Here is an 18,142-nt window from a genome sequence, read left to right as displayed (position 1 = left end):
AGTTCTAAGTGTGAGGAGTCGGGGAGAAACTCACGCTCATGCTTTAGACAAATAAGGCAATAGAACTTACATGATGGGGATATCACAACAAATTGCATGATCGTGCATTTTGCTTGCCTAAAGAGTGAACGGGCGTTCATAATTTAGAAGGAGTGCAAGTGGATACAAGGTTGGGAGAATTTTTAGGAAAAGGAGAGAGTGTCATGACTGTTATTCGAGGTTTAGAAGGGGTAGTAGCAACAACATCATCTGTGAGCTCAATTATTGATGATACATTAACGTATGTTGGGTATAATATTGATGATTTAGCAGAAAATGCTACATTTGAAGAAGTCGTATACTTATTATGGAATCGCAGACTGCCTAACGAAGCTGAATTAGCGGAATTCAAGGGAGTTTTATCCAAGTATTCGGAAGTTCCAAATGAGATTTTCACATATTTAAAGCAAGTAGATTTAAAGATTGCGCATCCGATGTCAGTTTTACGAACAGCGATTTCCATGCTAGCATTATATGATGAGAGCGCTGAAATCATGGATGAACAGTCCAATCGTTTGAAAGCGGTTAAATTACAGGCTCAAGTCGGAACAATTGTCGCAGCATACGCAAGAATTCGTAAAGGGTTAGAGGTTATCGAACCAAGAAAAGATCTATCATTAGCAGCAAACTTCTTATACATGCTAAATAATCGTGAACCGAATGAAGTTGAAATTGAGGCTTTTGATAAGGCGCTTGTACTTCATGCAGATCATGAATTAAACGCTTCTACATTTACAGCGCGCGTTTGTGTTGCTACACTTTCAGATGTATATTCTGGTATTACAGCAGCGATTGGTGCGCTAAAAGGGCCTCTTCATGGCGGGGCAAATGAAAATGTAATGAAGATGTTAAAAGAAATTGGTGAAGAAGAAAATGTAGAATCCTATATTCATAATGCGCTTCAAAATAAAGTGAAGATTATGGGATTTGGTCATCGCGTATATGAACATGGTGATCCACGTGCAAAACATTTACGTGAAATGTCTAAGAGATTATGCGTGCTTTTAGGAGAAGAGAAATGGTATAATATGTCTGTGAAAATAGAAGATATTGTAACAAGAGAAAAAGCTCTTCCGCCAAATGTCGATTTCTACTCTGCTTCTGTATACCATTGTTTAGGAATTGACCATGATTTATTTACACCAATCTTTGCGATTAGCCGTATGTCAGGCTGGTTAGCTCATATTTTAGAACAATATGAAAATAACCGTTTAATTCGCCCGCGTGCTGAATATAGTGGACCGACGCATCAAAGATACGTTCCGCTAGCACAACGCTAAGTCAAAAGCACTATTTCGATAGTAGAAATACGCTTTTAAAAGTCTGACTTTTTAGGAAAGAAGTAATGATTGGAATATTTTAATTTAACTAACGGTTTGAACTGAGGGTTATTCCCTCAGTCTCATACATATGAAATTTCGAACATGGGGGTTATCACAGTGACGACAGGAGAAAAAATTACTGTAACAAATGGTGTTATGAATGTACCGAACAATCCAATTATCCCTTTCATCGAAGGGGATGGAATTGGACCGGATATTTGGGCAGCTGCATCTCGTGTATTAGAAGCGGCTGTAGAGAAAGCTTACAATGGCGAGAAGAAAATTATTTGGAAAGAAGTGCTTGCAGGGGAAAAAGCATTCAACCAAACGGGTGAATGGTTACCAGAGGAAACTTTAAATGCAATTCGTGAGTATTTAATTGCGATTAAAGGTCCGCTTACAACTCCTGTTGGTGGTGGAATTCGTTCTCTAAACGTGGCGCTTCGTCAAGAGTTAGATTTATATGTATGTTTACGTCCGGTTCGTTATTTTGAAGGTGTTCCTTCACCTGTAAAACGCCCGGAAGATACTGATATGGTTATTTTCCGTGAAAATACAGAAGACATTTATGCTGGTATTGAATATGCAAAAGGATCTCCAGAAGCAGAAAAAGTTCTTGCTTTCTTAAAAGATACAATGGGTGTAAACAAAATCCGCTTCCCAGAAACATCAGGAATTGGTATCAAACCAATTTCAGAAGAAGGGACGAAGCGTCTTGTTCGTGCTGCAATTCAATACGCAATTAACGAAAAACGTTCTTCTGTTACATTAGTTCATAAAGGAAATATTATGAAATTTACAGAAGGTGCTTTCAAAAATTGGGGTTATGAAGTTGCTGAACAAGAGTTTGGTGATAAAGTATTTACATGGGCAGAATATGATCGCATTGTTGAAAAAGATGGTAAAGATGCAGCGAATAAAGCGATGGCAGAAGCTGAAGCAGCTGGTAAAATCATCGTAAAAGATTCCATTGCAGATATCTTCTTACAACAAATTTTAACACGTCCACGTGAATTTGATGTTGTGGCAACAATGAACTTAAATGGTGACTATATCTCTGATGCGCTTGCAGCTCAAGTAGGTGGCATTGGTATTGCTCCAGGTGCAAATATTAACTATGTGACTGGACATGCAATTTTCGAAGCTACACATGGTACAGCTCCGAAATATGCAGGTTTAGATAAAGTAAACCCATCTTCTGTTCTTCTTTCAGGAGTATTATTGTTAGAACATTTAGGGTGGAATGAAGCTGCGAAATTAGTAACTGGGGCAGTGGAAAAAACAATTGCTTCAAAAGTGGTAACATATGACTTCGCACGTCTAATGGATGGTGCAACTGAAGTGAAATGTTCTGAATTTGCTGATGCTCTTATTAACAATATGGACGTAGCGGCAATTAAAAACGCGTAATAAAAGCGGGGGTGAACGTATGACAATCAAACGCAAAAAAGTATCAGTCATCGGTGCGGGATTTACAGGAGCAACAACGGCGTTTTTATTAGCTCAAAAAGAGCTTGCAGATGTTGTACTAGTGGATATTCCACAGCTTGAAAATCCAACAAAAGGGAAAGCGTTAGATATGTTAGAGGCAAGCCCTGTCCAAGGTTTTGATGCTAACATTATCGGTACATCTGATTACGCAGATACTGCTGATTCTGACGTTGTAATTATTACAGCAGGAATCGCACGTAAACCAGGTATGAGCCGCGATGATTTAGTAGCAACAAACTCTAAAATTATGAAAAGTGTTACAAAAGAAATTGCAAAATACTCATCAGACACAATTATTATTGTGTTAACAAATCCAGTTGATGCAATGACATATTCTGTATTTAAAGAAGCGGGATTTCCGAAAGAACGCGTTATTGGTCAATCTGGTGTATTAGATACAGCTCGTTTTCGTACATTTATCGCACAAGAATTGAACCTTTCTGTTAAGGATATTACTGGATTTGTTCTTGGTGGTCACGGTGATGATATGGTACCGCTCGTTCGCTACTCGTATGCAGGTGGTATACCGCTAGAAACACTCATTTCGAAAGAGCGTTTAGATGCAATTGTGGAACGTACACGTAAAGGTGGCGGTGAAATTGTAAATCTATTAGGAAATGGTAGTGCATATTATGCACCGGCTGCTTCTCTCGTTGAGATGGCGGAAGCAATCCTGAAAGACCAACGCCGCGTGTTACCAGCTATTGCATATCTTGAAGGGGAATATGGTTATCGTGATCTTTACCTAGGTGTACCAGTAATTTTAGGCGGTAACGGTATTGAAAAAGTGATTGAGTTGGAACTTCGCGAAGAAGAAAAAACGGCGTTAGATCGTTCAGTTGAATCTGTGCGTAACGTTATGAAAATTCTTTCTTAAGTTAAATATGTGCTAGGAAAAAGATTCGGGTTCCGAATCTTTTTCCGCTATTTAGTAGATTGTTTTTTTGAAATAATTTGAAAGCGCTATCAATCGTTATGTCCTATAGTAGAACGATAGAATTGTAACAGACATTACCTTCGTTATTGCAACGCTTCGAATAAAAATCGCTTTTAGTAGGATAATAAGGTGAAAATCGGAGGGGGAATGTGACATGTTAAAGAAAAAAGTTCAAATTGGTCGTCGAATAGATGAAATGACAGTAGGAGAGAAGTTATCCATTACTGAGAAAATAGAAGATAAAGATTTGTTATTGTATTTAGGTTTAACAAATGACGCGAATCCGTTATATATTCAGCATGATTATGCATCCCAAACTCCATATGAAAAGCCGATTGTACCGAGCATGATGTTAACAGGAATGGTTACAACAGCAGTTACAAAATATTTACCAGGTCCAGGAAGTCATGTTGTTAGGAAGGATCTTATGTTTGTCAAACCAGTTCATCATTATGAAACATTAGAAATTCATTTTGAAGTGATAGAGGTTTCTCAAGAAGAACATACAATTGATATGCGTGTATTTGCTTATGATGAAAGTGAAGAAGTGGTTGTGAAAGGAAGATTAACAGTAACGCCTCCTTACCAATCGGTGTCCATGTTAGAAAAAACATTAGATAACTTCTAAACACGTTAAATCAGTTTGACAGAAAAAAAGTAGTGCTGCTCCACTGGACTAGCACTACTTTTTTCGTATAATCATATAGCAGTCATTTAGTTAAAAAATCCTGCGGCAAATCCTTCTCCAAAATCAGATAAGAAGGAGTGTAATGTGTCCCAGTTAGAAAATCCAATCACAAATGTAGCGACAAATAAGAAGGCCATACTAGATAATATCCATTTTTTTTGATTCATTACAAAAGTACCTCTTTTAACAATATATTTTAATTCAACGATATATAATGGTTTCATTTTAAGGTAGGTAAGTCAAATGGTCAAGTCTCCTTCATTATGAGTCCTCACCAAGCGGGGGGGTTCTAATGGATCGTTTATCCTCATAGTAAATATGCCTTCATCATTTGCATATACACGTTCAAAACTGGAACATAATTGAAATATAGCATGGTACGGTATAAGCATAAAATGATGTCTCCAAGTAGAACAGCCTTCTCTTAACCATTTTCAAATGAGAGAACTACACCAATTTCAAAAAGAATGAAAATAGCATATGTTTGTTCCTTCATTCGATAGGAACGGTGTCATGCTGTTTTTTAGTTTATCGTTTCAACTTTGTAACGATAAGGTTTTCCGAATGGACAATTCTATTGAGAGGGGCTTTGTTTTCTAGTATGATGAGAATAACGGGGAAAATACTAGGATGAAGAAGGTTTCAAGTCTATTACTTGGAGGAAGAGAATGAGCAATCGAATTTTAGTTGTTGATGATGAAGAGTTTATCTTAACTTTAATTGAGTTTAATTTACAGCAGGCTGGTTTTGAAGTGATCACAGCAATGGATGGTGAAGTTGCGTTTCAAAAGGCGACAACAGAGCGTCCAGATTTGATTATATTAGATTTAATGCTTCCAAAGATGGATGGAATGGAAGTATGTAAAGAATTACGTTTGCAGCGCGTTATGACACCTATTCTTATGCTAACTGCAAAAGATGATGAATTTGATAAAGTACTAGGGCTTGAACTTGGGGCAGATGATTATATGACGAAGCCGTTTAGCCCGAGGGAAGTTGTTGCGCGAGTGAAGGCCATTTTACGCCGAACAAAGCTGCAAGAGGAACAAACTCCAGAAGTGCCAGATGAAAATAGCATTATGATTTCTGAACTAAAGATTTTACCAGAATTTTATGAGGCATATTTCAGAGGAGAAAAGTTAGAACTTACTCCGAAAGAGTTTGAATTACTTGTTTATCTTGCGAGGAATAAAGGGCGGGTATTAACCCGCGATCAATTATTAAGCGCGGTATGGAATTATGATTTCGCTGGTGATACGAGAATTGTTGATGTTCATATTAGTCATCTGCGAGATAAAATAGAACACAATACAAAAAAACCAGCGTATATTAAGACAATTCGAGGATTAGGTTATAAATTAGAGGAGCCAAAAGGAGATGAATAAATTTCGCTCCAGGCTTCTTTTTACATTTGTTTCGCTTATTATTTTTATTTTAGTGGGACTCGGTGTACTGTTAGAGACATTGTTTGAGAATTATTATATCGAGCACACGAAAGAGAGAACGATAAAGGAAACAAGGTATGTTGCTTTATTAGTAGAAGAGTTAGGTATTGATAAGGTTTTACATGAACAGAATGTTTTTACCGAATTAGAAGAACAAATACCGATTTCTATCCTCTTTATTGATGAAGCGAAAAAGGTTCAATATAGTAAGAGCGATAAGCCGGTGTTTGATCAAAAAATGATAGAGGAGCTTACTTCTGAAACAGCCGGCCAAAAAAGTAGGGTCATTACAAAAGAATCAAAGCAGAGCAATGTATTTTACCATGCTGTATTTGTACAAGATACGCAAGGAAAGCAAGGATATATTCTTGTGAAAAGTATAATCGAACCTTTAAAGGATGTTCATCAAAAAACATGGGGACTATTAATTGTTGGATTTGTAATTGCTTGTCTTGTAGTTGTTTTTCTTGGAATGAAAATTACTGGACAGTATATTCGCCCGATAGAATCTGTTACAAAGGTAGCCATTGAGTTGGCTAAGGGGAATTATAAGGCAAGAGCGTATGAGAGTCATTCTGATGAAACAGGAATGTTAAGTAAAGCAATTAATATTTTAGCCCGTAATTTACAAGAGATGACGTTAGAGCAAGAAATGCAGCAAGATCGCTTGCATACGCTTATTGAAAATATGGGGAGCGGTATGATTTTAATTGACAGCCGAGGGTATATTAGTCTTGTAAACCGTTCGTATAAAGAGATTTTTCATGTTACAGATGAAGAGTATTTAAATCGTTTATATTATGAATCGTTTCATCACACTGAGATTATTGAACTTGTAGAAGAGATTTTTATGACAGAAGTGAAAGTGCGCAAACAAGTGCTGTTGCCGCTTGATATTGAACGAAAGCATTTTGAAGTATACGGCGCGCCTATTATTGGGACGAATCATGAGTGGAAAGGGATTGTACTTGTATTTCATGATATAACCGAATTAAAGAAACTTGAGCAAATGCGAAAAGACTTTTTAGCGAACGTTTCTCATGAGTTGAAAACACCAATTACTTCTATTAAAGGATTTTCAGAAACGTTGCTTGACGGAGCGATGGAGAATCGAAAATTTTGTGAGCATTTTTTACATATTATTTTAAAAGAAAGTGAACGTATGCAAGACTTGATTGAAGATTTGTTAGATTTATCGAAAATCGAGCAACAAGGTTTTAAATTAAATATGGGAAATGTGGATATAAAGGACTTGCTGGAAGATATAAAAATGGTGTTAGATAAAAAGGCGCAAGATAAAGAGATTATGTTACAGATAGATACTATGCAGCATGTGTCTGTTATTGGAGATTCCAGCCGCTTGAAGCAAATCTTTATTAATTTAATTCATAATGCAATTATATATACGCCTGTTGGTGGGACCGTTTCTGTTTCGTTATTTGAGGACAAACAGAATGCATATGTGAAAGTAGCTGATACGGGAATTGGGATTAGTAAAGAAGAAATCCCACGAATCTTTGAACGTTTTTATCGTGTAGATAAGGCACGAAGCCGAAATACAGGTGGAACAGGGCTTGGACTATCTATTGTTAAACATTTAGTTGAAGCTCATCACGGAATGATTACTGTAGAAAGTAAAATAGGAGAAGGGACAATGTTTACGGTAGCTTTACCAAAAGTAAATCTCTAGACTTTGGTTGAGGGATATTTACATTATATTAACAATAGCTTCATTAAAGATTAATAAAGACCTGTTAATATAATATATGAAAACCCCTTCATCCAAGGAGTAGTAAATTGGGACGAGAATAGATACTCTGTTCTCGTCACTTCCCTTTTCTGTGAGATATTATATTTTTATGTAATAAGGAAAACCGTTATTTTTCTTCTCTCTCTTAGTCGTGTTAATATAGAGAGAAGGAAAGAACGGTTTTTTTATATAGGAAAGAACAGTTCAATTTTGTATGGGGAGGTTTCAAATTTGGAAAAAAAAGTTGTATTAGTTGATGGAAATAATATCGCGTATCGTGCTTTTTTCGCACTACCGCTTTTAAATAACGATAAGGGGATACATACGAACGCAATTTATGGTTTTACAATGATGCTTATGAGGATATTGGAAGAAGAAAAGCCTACGCATATGCTTGTAGCATTTGATGCTGGGAAGACAACATTCCGCCATAAGACATTTAGTGACTATAAGGGAGGACGTCAAAAAACGCCACCTGAACTTTCAGAGCAATTCCCCTTCATTCGCGAATTGTTAGATGCTTTTCATGTACCTCGTTATGAATTAGAAGACTACGAGGCTGATGATATTATGGGTACGTTAGCGAAAGAAGCAAGTGAACAAGGGGCACAGGTAAAAGTAATTTCAGGAGATAAAGATTTACTTCAACTCATTTCTGATCATACACGTGTATGTATTCCGCGTAAAGGAATTACAGAAGTGGACGAGTATACAAAAGAGACACTCTTTGAAAAGTATAACTTATCACCAAAGCAAATTATTGATATGAAAGGTCTAATGGGAGACCAATCAGATAACATTCCTGGGGTCCCAGGTGTTGGAGAGAAAACAGCGATTAAACTGTTAACGCAATTTGGGACAGTGGAAGCTGTATATGAAAATCTAGATCAAGTGAGCGGTAAGAAGTTAAAAGAAAAATTAGAGACACATAAAGAGCAAGCATTTATGAGTAAAGAACTTGCGACAATTATTACGGATGCACCTATTACCGTGCATATAGATGATATTGAATATAAAGGATATGAGGCAGTCGACGTTATTCCTCTTTTTGAAAATCTAGGGTTTACGTCTTTATTAAATAAGCTTGGGGCTCCTTCTGAAGAAACTGCTCCAGCTGAATTAGATGAGATTTCATTTGAAATTGCTGAAGAAGTAACAGAAGAGATGCTGCAGCAAGATAGTGCAATCATTGTAGAAGTGCAAGAAGAGAATTATCATAAAGCAGACATTCAAGGATTTGGTATTCAAAATGACAATGGTTGTTATTTCATCCCAACGGATGTAGCTCTTGTGTCTGAGGCATTCATAAAGTGGCTGAAAGATGAAGAAATGAGAAAGTATACATTTGATGCCAAACGTGCCATTGTAGCGCTTAAATGGAAAGATGTAGAAATTAGAGGGATTGATTTTGATTTATTAATCGCTGCGTATTTACTTGATCCAGCTGATACAGATAAAGATTTTCGTACGGTAGCGAAAATGAAAGAAACGCATGCGGTGAAATCGGATGAAGAAGTGTATGGTAAGGGAGCAAAACGTGCTGTTCCGGCACAGGAAATTGTTGCGGAACATGTAGCTCGCAAAGTACATGTCTTATACGATGTAAAACAAACATTTATAGATGAATTAGAGAAAAATGAACAATATGAACTGTTCACAAATCTTGAAATGCCGCTAGCGCGCGTCTTAGCTGACATGGAAGTAAAAGGTGTGAAAGTTGATACAGAGCGCTTGCGTAATATGGGAGATGAACTTGCTGGTAGACTAAAGGAAATGGAGCAAGAAATTTATGAGCTTGCTGGTACAGAATTTAATATTAATTCGCCAAAGCAGCTCGGTGTTGTTCTGTTTGAGAAACTGAATTTACCGGTGATTAAAAAGACGAAGACAGGATATTCTACATCAGCTGATGTACTAGACAAGCTGATGGATCATCATGAAATCATTTCAAAGATTTTACATTATCGTCAACTTGGTAAATTGAACTCAACGTATATTGAAGGTCTACTAAAAGTTGTTCATGATGAGTCATCTAAAATTCATACTCGTTTTAATCAAGTATTAACACAAACGGGGCGCTTAAGTTCTACAGAACCAAATTTACAAAATATCCCGATTCGTTTAGAGGAAGGAAGAAAGATTCGCGAGGCTTTTATTCCTTCACAAGAAGGCTGGGTCATGTATGCGGCTGATTATTCACAAATCGAATTGCGTGTACTGGCACATATTGCAAAGGATAAAGGATTAGTAGAAGCGTTTCAGCATGATATGGATATTCATACAAAGACAGCAATGGATGTCTTTGGTGTTGGAAAAGATGAAGTAACATCAAATATGAGACGACAAGCAAAAGCAGTAAACTTTGGTATTGTGTACGGCATTAGCGATTACGGACTTTCACAAAATTTAGGAATTACACGGAAAGCAGCAGGAGAGTTTATCGAGAAGTATTTTGCTAGCTTCCCTGGTGTAAAAGAGTATATGGATGAAATTGTCCAAGAAGCGAAACAAAAGGGATATGTTTCTACTTTATTAAATCGCCGTCGCTATATTCCAGAAATTACAAGCCGAAATTTTAATTTGCGTAGTTTTGCTGAGCGTACGGCAATGAATACGCCAATTCAAGGTAGTGCCGCTGACATTATTAAAAAAGCAATGATTGTTATGGCAGATCGTTTAGAAGAAGAAGGATTGCAAGCGCGTCTTCTTCTACAAGTACACGATGAATTAATCTTTGAAGTGCCAAAAGAGGAAATAGAAAAACTTGAAAAGCTTGTCCCAGAAGTAATGGAACATGCGATTGAACTTGCTGTTCCGCTAAAGGTTGATTATTCATACGGGCCAACTTGGTATGATGCAAAATAAGGAAGTGATGAAATGCCCGAATTACCAGAAGTTGAAAATGTAAGAAGAACACTTGAAAATCTTGTAACAGGAAAAACAATTAAAGATGTCATTGTAACATATCCGAAATTAGTGAAACGACCAGATGATGCAGAGCTTTTTAAAGAACTGTTGCGAGGGGAAACGATTGAACGAATTGAACGAAGAGGAAAATTTCTTCTTCTATATGTAACAAATTATGTGATTGTTTCACATTTGCGTATGGAAGGGAAATATTTCCTTCATGAGAGTGATGGCCCAGTTGATAAGCATACACATGTACGCTTTCAATTTACTGATGGCACAGAGCTTCATTATAAAGATGTAAGAAAGTTTGGAACGATGCATCTTTTTACAAAGGGCGAGGAATTTAAAGAAATGCCGCTTGCTGATTTAGGGCCAGAACCATTTGGCCCTGAGCTAACAGTGGAGTATTTGCAAGAGAAATTGCAAAAGACAAATCGTAAAATAAAGGTTGCATTATTAGATCAGCGGCTTTTAGTAGGGCTAGGAAATATATATGTAGATGAAGTGTTGTTCCGTTCCGGCATTTATCCGGAACGAGAAGCTTCATCTCTTGCAAAAAATGAAATCGAAAAGATTCATGCGGCAACTGTAGCGACATTAACAGAGGCAGTGAAGCGGGGCGGCAGTACAATTCGATCGTATATCAATTCACAAGGAGAAATTGGTTCTTTCCAAGATCTGTTGAATGTATATGGAAAAAAAGGTGAACCATGTGTAACATGCGGGACAGCCATTGAAAAAATAGTAGTTGGTGGACGCGGTACGCATTATTGCCCGCATTGTCAGCCGAGAAACTAAGAAAGTGAACATCGGATAGGCATTTATCATATACATACAGCAGAGTTGTGTATAGGAAGGAGCTTGCCGATGTCTCTTTACTTTTCTCTTATTTTATTAGCTTTTACATTAAGTTTAGATAGTTGTAGTGTAGGGCTTACTTATGGGCTGAGGAACGTGCGGATTCCGCTGCGCTCCATCATAATCATTGGAATGTGCTCAGCAGCCGTAATGCTTGTTTCTATGGGAATCGGAAATATGATTGCGAAAGTGTTTTCGCCTATGATTGCAACACGCATCGGTGGGTTTGTCCTTGTCGGAATTGGTGCGTGGGTGTTATATCAGTTTTTTCGAGGCGATAAAAAAGAGGAAATGAAGCAAGAAGAAAAAGTTTGGAAATTAGAAATTGCTTCCCTTGGATTAGTCATTCAAATTTTACGAAAACCAACTGTCGCTGATTTTGACAGGTCGGGGACAATTTCTGCTGGAGAAGCTTTATTACTTGGCATTGCGCTTTCAGTAGATTCATTTGGAGCTGGAATAGGAGCGTCTTTATTAGGGTATGCACCAGCGATGATGGCAATGCTAGTAGCGGTGATGAGTTCGTTATTTTTATTTATTGGAATGCAAATGGGCACAATGTTATCAAATATGCGGTGGTTACAAAGATTTACTTTCCTGCCTGGAGTGTTACTAATTATTATTGGACTTTGGAAAATGTAGGGGGCGTGGAACATAAGTTTCACGCCTTTATTGTTAAGGAGGAAAACGGATGACAGTTGTAATTGGATTAACAGGAGGTATTGCAAGCGGAAAAAGCACTGTTTCGCAAATGTTACGTGAATGTAACATTCCTGTTATTGATGCAGATATTGTTGCAAGAGAGGTTGTAGAACAAGGGAAACCAGCATATAACAAAATTGTAGAGGTGTTTGGAAAAGAAATATTACAAGAGGATGGAGAATTAAATCGTCAAAAACTTGGGAGTATTGTATTTCATAATGAAGAAAAACGAATGCAATTAAATGGAATTGTTCACCCTGCTGTGCGTAAAGAGATGAATGAACAAAAGGATCGGTACATAAATGAAGGAGTACAAGCGGTTGTGCTAGATATTCCCCTTTTGTTTGAAGGGAAATTAACAAATCTTGTAGATCATGTTTTAGTTGTAGCAGTTTCACCGCGTGTACAATTAGAACGTTTAATGAAGCGAAATGGTTTTTCAGAAGAAGAAGCGAAAGCGAGGATTCATTCACAAATGCCGCTAGCAGAAAAGATAACATTAGGAGATAAAGTTATCTATAATGATGGCACAATTGCTGAGACAAAAGGACAATTGGAGCGGATTTTAAAGGAATGGGGCATTATTAACTAAAAAATTTTGAAATTAATGAAAATGCTTAGTGACATATCCTCTTTTTGTGTTATACTATTATTGGGATTGGAGATAAATAGTATAACGCATTCAAGGGGGATAACATATTATGATTCGTGTGGCAATTAATGGTTTTGGACGTATTGGAAGAATGGTATTTCGTCAGGCAATAAAAGAAAGCGCATTCGAAATTGTGGCGATCAATGCAAGCTATCCAGCGGAAACATTAGCACATTTGATTAAGTATGATACAATTCATGGAAAGTTTGATGGAACAATTGAAGCGTTTGAAGATCATTTACTAGTGGATGGGAAAATGATTCGCCTTCTAAACAATCGCGATCCAAAAGAATTGCCTTGGAAAGAACTAGGTGTAGAAGTTGTAATTGAAGCAACTGGTAAATTTAATGCAAAAGAAAAAGCGGTTCTTCATGTAGAAGCTGGTGCGAAAAAAGTTATTTTAACAGCGCCTGGTAAAAATGAAGATGTAACAGTTGTAGTTGGTGTAAATGAAGAACAATTAGATGTCACAAAACATACAGTTATTTCAAATGCATCTTGTACAACAAACTGTTTAGCACCTGTTGTGAAGGTGTTAGATGAACAGTTCGGAATTGAAAACGGTTTAATGACAACTGTTCACGCTTATACAAATGACCAAAAAAATATTGATAATCCACATAAAGATTTACGAAGAGCACGCGCTTGTGGGCAGTCTATCATTCCTACAACAACAGGAGCTGCAAAAGCATTAGCGAAAGTTCTTCCACATTTAAATGGAAAACTTCACGGTATGGCGCTTCGCGTTCCAACACCAAACGTGTCTCTTGTTGACTTAGTAGTTGATTTAAAACGTGATGTAACAGTTGAGGACATTAATGAAGCGTTTAAAACAGCTGCAAATGGTACAATGAAAGGAATTATTGAGTTCAGTGAAGAGCCTTTAGTTTCTATTGACTTTAATACGAATACACACTCAGCGATTATTGATGGTTTATCCACAATGGTAATGGCTGAACGTAAAGTAAAAGTTCTTGCTTGGTACGATAATGAGTGGGGCTACTCTCGCCGTGTTGTCGATCTTGTGAAATTAGTTACTGCAGAACTAGCAAAACAAGAAAATGTTCAACATATTTAAGTGGAAAAATGAGAAGGCAAGCGATTGCTTGCCTTCTTTTTCATTTTTTTGAAAAGGAAAAAGTTATATAAATATATTGTTAAGTCAGATACATACTTAAAAACATTGTGATTACTGTATTTGTGAATCGTTTATTTCGTTTTGGGAAAAGTAAAGAAGAGAATTTGACAAAAAATCGAAAAAACTGTTGTTGCAAAATGAAAATAAACAAAGTATACTAACACTCGTAAACTTAAGAGCTGAGGTACGTAGTCACTACTTAAAGGGTTAGGACCTCTCTGGACTAACTTTCCCCCGTGGTAGTGGAGCAAGCCAAATTGCAAATTAGTTTTCAATTCGAACAGTTAGATTAAATTTATAAGGGGGAACTGTAGAATGGATACTATGGACACTATGGGTCGTCACGTAATCGCTGAACTTTGGGATTGCGATTTCGACAAGCTTAATGATATGCCGTTTATTGAACAATTGTTTGTGGATGCAGCGCTAAGAGCTGGTGCTGAAGTACGTGAGGTTGCTTTTCATAAGTTTGCACCGCAGGGTGTAAGTGGAGTTGTAATTATTTCAGAATCACACTTAACAATTCACAGCTTTCCAGAACACGGCTATGCGAGTATTGATGTTTATACTTGTGGGGATCGTATCGATCCAAATGTTGCTGCAGAATATATTGCAGAAGGCTTAAATGCGAAAACGCGTGAGAGCATCGAGCTTCCTCGAGGTACAGGTAGCTTCGAAATTAAGCAAAGAGAAACAAAAGCTCTTTAAAAAAGAACATAATTGATTTAAAATGTAAAGAGGTGTATAATACACCTCTTTTTTTAGTTTATATAAAATGAGTTTAAAGTGGTAAGCACAGATAAATAAGTTATATAATGTGGATATATATTTACGTGTAGAGAAATGAAAAAGAGTAAAGATTATTTTGTAAGGGAGTGAATACGTTGCGTTGTCCATCCTGTTTTCATAATGGTACGAGAGTGTTGGATTCACGTCCAGTAGATGAAGGACGCTCTATTCGAAGAAGGAGAGAATGTGAAAGTTGTTTAAACCGATTTACAACATTTGAACGAGTGGAAGAACCACCTCTTATTGTTGTAAAAAAAGAAGGTACACGAGAAGAATTTAATAAAGAAAAGATTTTACGTGGCTTAATTAAAGCTTGTGAAAAACGACCGGTCTCTTTAAAGCAATTAGAAGAAGTAACGCAAAATGTAGAGCGTGAGCTTCGGAATCTAGGGATATCGGAAGTAAAAAGTGATATGATTGGTGAGATTGTAATGGAAGCATTAAGGGATATCGATGATGTTGCTTATGTACGATTTGCTTCGGTATATCGCCAATTTAAAGATTTAAATGTGTTTATTGAAGAATTAAAAGATATACTGCAAAAAGAGAGAGAATAAGATGAGGTTTTTGCCTCGCAATTATAAGCGTGGCTTCATCTCGCGCTGATTGGGTTATTATGGGCCGTTATCTCCCTTGTTTCTCTCTGAATCTTAAGATGGGAGTTTTACTGCCTTGAAATAGCAGGGTAAAAATCTGATTTGCGAATAACGGGATAAGAGAGCTAGAAGCGTAAGCTAATAGCTCTTTTTCACTAAGAAGTTCTATAAGGTGAACGCATGGTGGATGTTAGGTTAGAATGGATGAAAGAAAGGAATTTCAAGGATGGAAAAACAGTCATGGATGGAGCTATTGCCAATTGATCGTTATAAAGTAAGTGCAAAAGGGTTGTTGCATAGCTATGACCGGAAAGTATTAACCATGCTATACCAACCTTTAGTAGGTAGCAAAGCTTTTAGTTTATACATGACGCTATGGGGAGAGTTGGAACAAGATCGCTTGTTTGGAAAAGAGAATACGCACCACTCTCTTATGGTAACCATGCAAATGCAGCTTCCTGAAATATATGAGGAACGAAGAAAGTTAGAAGCAATTGGGCTTTTAAATGTCTATATAAAAAAAGAAAAAGACATTCGTATGTTTATATATGAACTGCAACCACCATTATCTCCAAAACAGTTTTTTGATGATATTGTTTTAAGTATTTTCTTATACAATAGGTTAAGTAGAACGAAGTACAACCAAGTAAAAAAATATTTTTTAGAAGAAATGTTTGATTTTACTTCATATGAGAATGTTACCCATTCTTTTAATGATGTATTTGGTTCGTTTAATCCGGAACAGTTTGAACATGTACAAGAAGAACTTCGCATTCCAAAGGCAACAGTGATGCCGCAAAGTGAAACGGGAAATGCACCTAAGATTTGGAATGATTTCTTTGATTTTTCATTATTTGTTGAAGGATTATCGGCGCTTGTCCCTAAAAAAACAATTACAGAACAGGTTCGTGAATGCGTCGTTACACTAGCTTATGTATACGGAGTGGATGTGTTATCCATGCAAAATATTGTTCTTGGTGCGATGACGGAAATGCAAACAATTGATATGGAACGCCTTCGTAAAGGGGCTCGTGATTGGTATCAATTTGAACATGGACAAGCACTTCCGGTATTAAGTGAACGTGTACAGCCTCATTCAGCACGAACAATGGTGGAGAAAGAACCTTCTACGCAAGAAGAGTTGTTAATAAAACAATTAGAAGAAATTTCACCAAAGCAGTTATTAAAAGAAATTTCAGGTGGCGCAGAGGCAACAAAGGCAGATTTACAAATTGTCGAAGATGTTATGTTAAATCAAAAATTAGCACCGGGAGTTGTGAATGTTCTCATTTATTATGTAATGTTGCGTTCTGATATGAAACTTGCTAAAACATATGTTGAAAAGATTGCAGGTCATTGGGCAAGGAAAAAAGTAAGCACAGTGTCAGAAGCGATGGCTTTAGCGAAAGAAGAAAATCGTCAATATCAAGAATGGGCGGAGACAAAGAAAAAGGGGCGTCCATCGACAAAAACAGTACGAAAAGAAATGGTGCCAGATTGGCTGAAAGAAGAATCAAAAGAATCATTGCCAGATAAGGAAAAGGCAAGTTCGAAACGAAAAACGAACAAGCTAGAAGAAGAACGAAAGAGATTGGAAGAAGAATTGAAAAAATATAAGCGTGATTAATAGAGGAGAATGAACGCTCTTTGAGGTGAAAGAATGGAGCATATTCAAAATTCATTTGCAAAATTAATGCAAAATGAAAACTTTAAAAATAGATATGAAATATTGAAAGCAGAAGTTATGGAACATCCGCGTGTAAAGGAATTTATTGAAGAACATAAAGATGAAGTGACAACTTCTATGATCGAGAGAAGTTTGGTGAAATTATATGAATACATTGGTCAAAGTGTTGGGTGTGCGGATTGTCCGAACTTAGAATCGTGTAAAAATATCATTCAAGGATATGAGCCGAAATTAATAATTCAAGGGAAAATGATAGACATTCATTATGATCGCTGCGTTCGACAAGTGGCTTACGATGAGAGAAAGAAACAAGAAAAGTTAATTCAAAGTGTATATATGCCAAAGGATATATTGCAAGCCTCTATGTCTTCGCTTGATTTATCAGATGGAGATCGTTTTGAAGCGATACGTGCTGCCAATGAGTTTTTAAGTGCATATGAACCAGGGAAAAAGGTGCAAGCACTATATTTCTATGGGCCATTTGGTGTAGGGAAAACATTTATTTTAGGAGCAATTGCAAACGAATTAGCGCAGCGAAAGATAAGTTCGATGATTGTCTACTTACCGGAATTTTTACGCGAGATTAAAAGCTCATTACAGAACAATACAATTAGTGAGAAAATTGATGCGGTGAAATATGTGCCGGTATTAATGTTAGATGATATTGGAGCAGAGGCGATGTCGAGCTTTGTGCGTGATGATGTCCTAGGTGCGATATTGCAGTTCCGAATGCTAGAGAACTTACCAACGTTTTTTACATCTAATTTTGATTTTAAACAGTTAGAGCATCATTTAACATATACGCAGCGTGGAGAAGCGGAAGAGATGAAAGCGGCTCGTATTATGGAGCGGATTAAATACTTAGCAAAACCCGTTGCAATTGGTGGTAAGAATCGTCGTCATATGTAAACATATATCTTACCTATAGATATGAGATCGCAACGATTCGGGTCAAGAATACTAGTTACGAAACAAATCGTGACAAAAAGAGTAAGTGGAATGCTTGCTCTTTTTTTATTAAAGCAACCAGCTTGTATCATTTTTTTCCCCTGCCCTTAATATATATAAAATTAGCAAGAAATATCGGGCGAAGAGTAAAAGCTTTCCAGGTGATAGACTCTTTCGCTTCTTCTTAAGA

General features: G+C 36.8%; 16 protein-coding genes. 15 read left to right on the top strand and 1 reads right to left on the bottom strand.

Annotated elements, in window-relative coordinates; all coding sequences use genetic code 11:
- The first annotated feature begins 170 nt into the window (after positions 1-170).
- From citZ to MR063_RS04185, 4 genes are all read left to right on the top strand, one after another.
- On the top strand, positions 171-1,319 hold the full coding sequence (gene citZ / locus MR063_RS04200) for a citrate synthase (protein WP_242194886.1): 1,149 nt from the start codon (positions 171-173) through the stop codon (positions 1,317-1,319).
- 159 nt (positions 1,320-1,478) lie between these two features.
- Positions 1,479-2,771, top strand: coding sequence for an NADP-dependent isocitrate dehydrogenase (gene icd, locus MR063_RS04195; RefSeq protein ID WP_242145534.1), 1,293 nt, complete (start codon positions 1,479-1,481; stop codon positions 2,769-2,771).
- A gap of 19 nt (positions 2,772-2,790) precedes the next feature.
- Positions 2,791-3,729 carry a malate dehydrogenase gene (mdh, locus tag MR063_RS04190; protein WP_242193616.1) on the top strand — a complete coding sequence of 313 codons (939 nt, stop codon included), beginning with the start codon at positions 2,791-2,793 and terminating at the stop codon, positions 3,727-3,729.
- 214 nt (positions 3,730-3,943) lie between these two features.
- On the top strand, positions 3,944-4,417 hold the full coding sequence (locus tag MR063_RS04185) for a MaoC/PaaZ C-terminal domain-containing protein (RefSeq protein ID WP_242193600.1): 474 nt from the start codon (positions 3,944-3,946) through the stop codon (positions 4,415-4,417).
- An 86-nt stretch (positions 4,418-4,503) separates the two neighbouring features.
- Here the strand turns inward: MR063_RS04185 and MR063_RS04180 are convergent, their stop codons facing one another.
- A complete protein-coding gene (locus MR063_RS04180; RefSeq protein WP_242193597.1) occupies positions 4,504-4,701 on the bottom strand; it encodes a hypothetical protein in 198 nt (65 codons plus the stop codon).
- A 444-nt stretch (positions 4,702-5,145) separates the two neighbouring features.
- Here MR063_RS04180 and MR063_RS04175 point away from each other — a divergent pair, with 444 nt between their 5' ends.
- From MR063_RS04175 to dnaI, 11 genes are all read left to right on the top strand, one after another.
- Complete coding sequence (locus tag MR063_RS04175; protein WP_242193580.1) at positions 5,146-5,862, top strand: response regulator transcription factor; 717 nt, start codon at positions 5,146-5,148, stop codon at positions 5,860-5,862.
- On the top strand, positions 5,855-7,612 hold the full coding sequence (gene pnpS, locus MR063_RS04170; RefSeq protein ID WP_242193577.1) for a two-component system histidine kinase PnpS: 1,758 nt from the start codon (positions 5,855-5,857) through the stop codon (positions 7,610-7,612). Before MR063_RS04175 ends, pnpS begins: the two co-directional genes overlap by 8 nt.
- A 291-nt stretch (positions 7,613-7,903) precedes the next feature.
- Positions 7,904-10,537: a DNA polymerase I gene (gene polA / locus MR063_RS04165; RefSeq protein WP_242193567.1), complete on the top strand. Its 2,634-nt coding sequence runs from the start codon at positions 7,904-7,906 to the stop codon at positions 10,535-10,537.
- Between the two features lie 12 nt (positions 10,538-10,549).
- Complete coding sequence (mutM, locus tag MR063_RS04160) at positions 10,550-11,380, top strand: DNA-formamidopyrimidine glycosylase (RefSeq protein WP_242193565.1); 831 nt, start codon at positions 10,550-10,552, stop codon at positions 11,378-11,380.
- Positions 11,381-11,449: 69 nt separating this feature from the next.
- On the top strand, positions 11,450-12,082 hold the full coding sequence (ytaF, locus tag MR063_RS04155) for a sporulation membrane protein YtaF (RefSeq protein ID WP_242193564.1): 633 nt from the start codon (positions 11,450-11,452) through the stop codon (positions 12,080-12,082).
- A 49-nt stretch (positions 12,083-12,131) separates the two neighbouring features.
- Entirely contained in the window at positions 12,132-12,734 is a 603-nt protein-coding gene (gene coaE, locus MR063_RS04150) for a dephospho-CoA kinase (RefSeq protein WP_242193563.1), read from the top strand.
- 109 nt (positions 12,735-12,843) lie between these two features.
- Positions 12,844-13,872, top strand: a complete 1,029-nt coding sequence (locus MR063_RS04145; RefSeq protein WP_242145544.1) for a glyceraldehyde-3-phosphate dehydrogenase — start codon at positions 12,844-12,846, stop codon at positions 13,870-13,872.
- A 384-nt stretch (positions 13,873-14,256) separates the two neighbouring features.
- Positions 14,257-14,640 carry an adenosylmethionine decarboxylase gene (speD, locus tag MR063_RS04140; protein WP_176371956.1) on the top strand — a complete coding sequence of 128 codons (384 nt, stop codon included), beginning with the start codon at positions 14,257-14,259 and terminating at the stop codon, positions 14,638-14,640.
- Between the two features lie 176 nt (positions 14,641-14,816).
- The gene (gene nrdR, locus MR063_RS04135) at positions 14,817-15,278 is read left to right on the top strand and encodes a transcriptional regulator NrdR (protein ID WP_012095725.1); all 462 of its coding nucleotides are present in this window, start codon (positions 14,817-14,819) and stop codon (positions 15,276-15,278) included.
- 265 nt (positions 15,279-15,543) lie between these two features.
- Complete coding sequence (locus MR063_RS04130) at positions 15,544-16,944, top strand: replication initiation and membrane attachment family protein (RefSeq protein ID WP_242193556.1); 1,401 nt, start codon at positions 15,544-15,546, stop codon at positions 16,942-16,944.
- A gap of 33 nt (positions 16,945-16,977) precedes the next feature.
- Positions 16,978-17,913 carry a primosomal protein DnaI gene (dnaI, locus tag MR063_RS04125; RefSeq protein ID WP_242193553.1) on the top strand — a complete coding sequence of 312 codons (936 nt, stop codon included), beginning with the start codon at positions 16,978-16,980 and terminating at the stop codon, positions 17,911-17,913.
- Positions 17,914-18,142: the final 229 nt, after the last annotated feature.

Origin of the sequence: Bacillus cereus group sp. BfR-BA-01492, from assembly GCF_022662815.1 — a bacterium.
Classification (GTDB): Bacteria; Bacillota; Bacilli; order Bacillales; family Bacillaceae_G; genus Bacillus_A; species Bacillus_A cereus_BD.
Note: the sequence above shows the minus strand (reverse complement) of the source record. Positions and strands in the feature narration are given on the sequence as shown.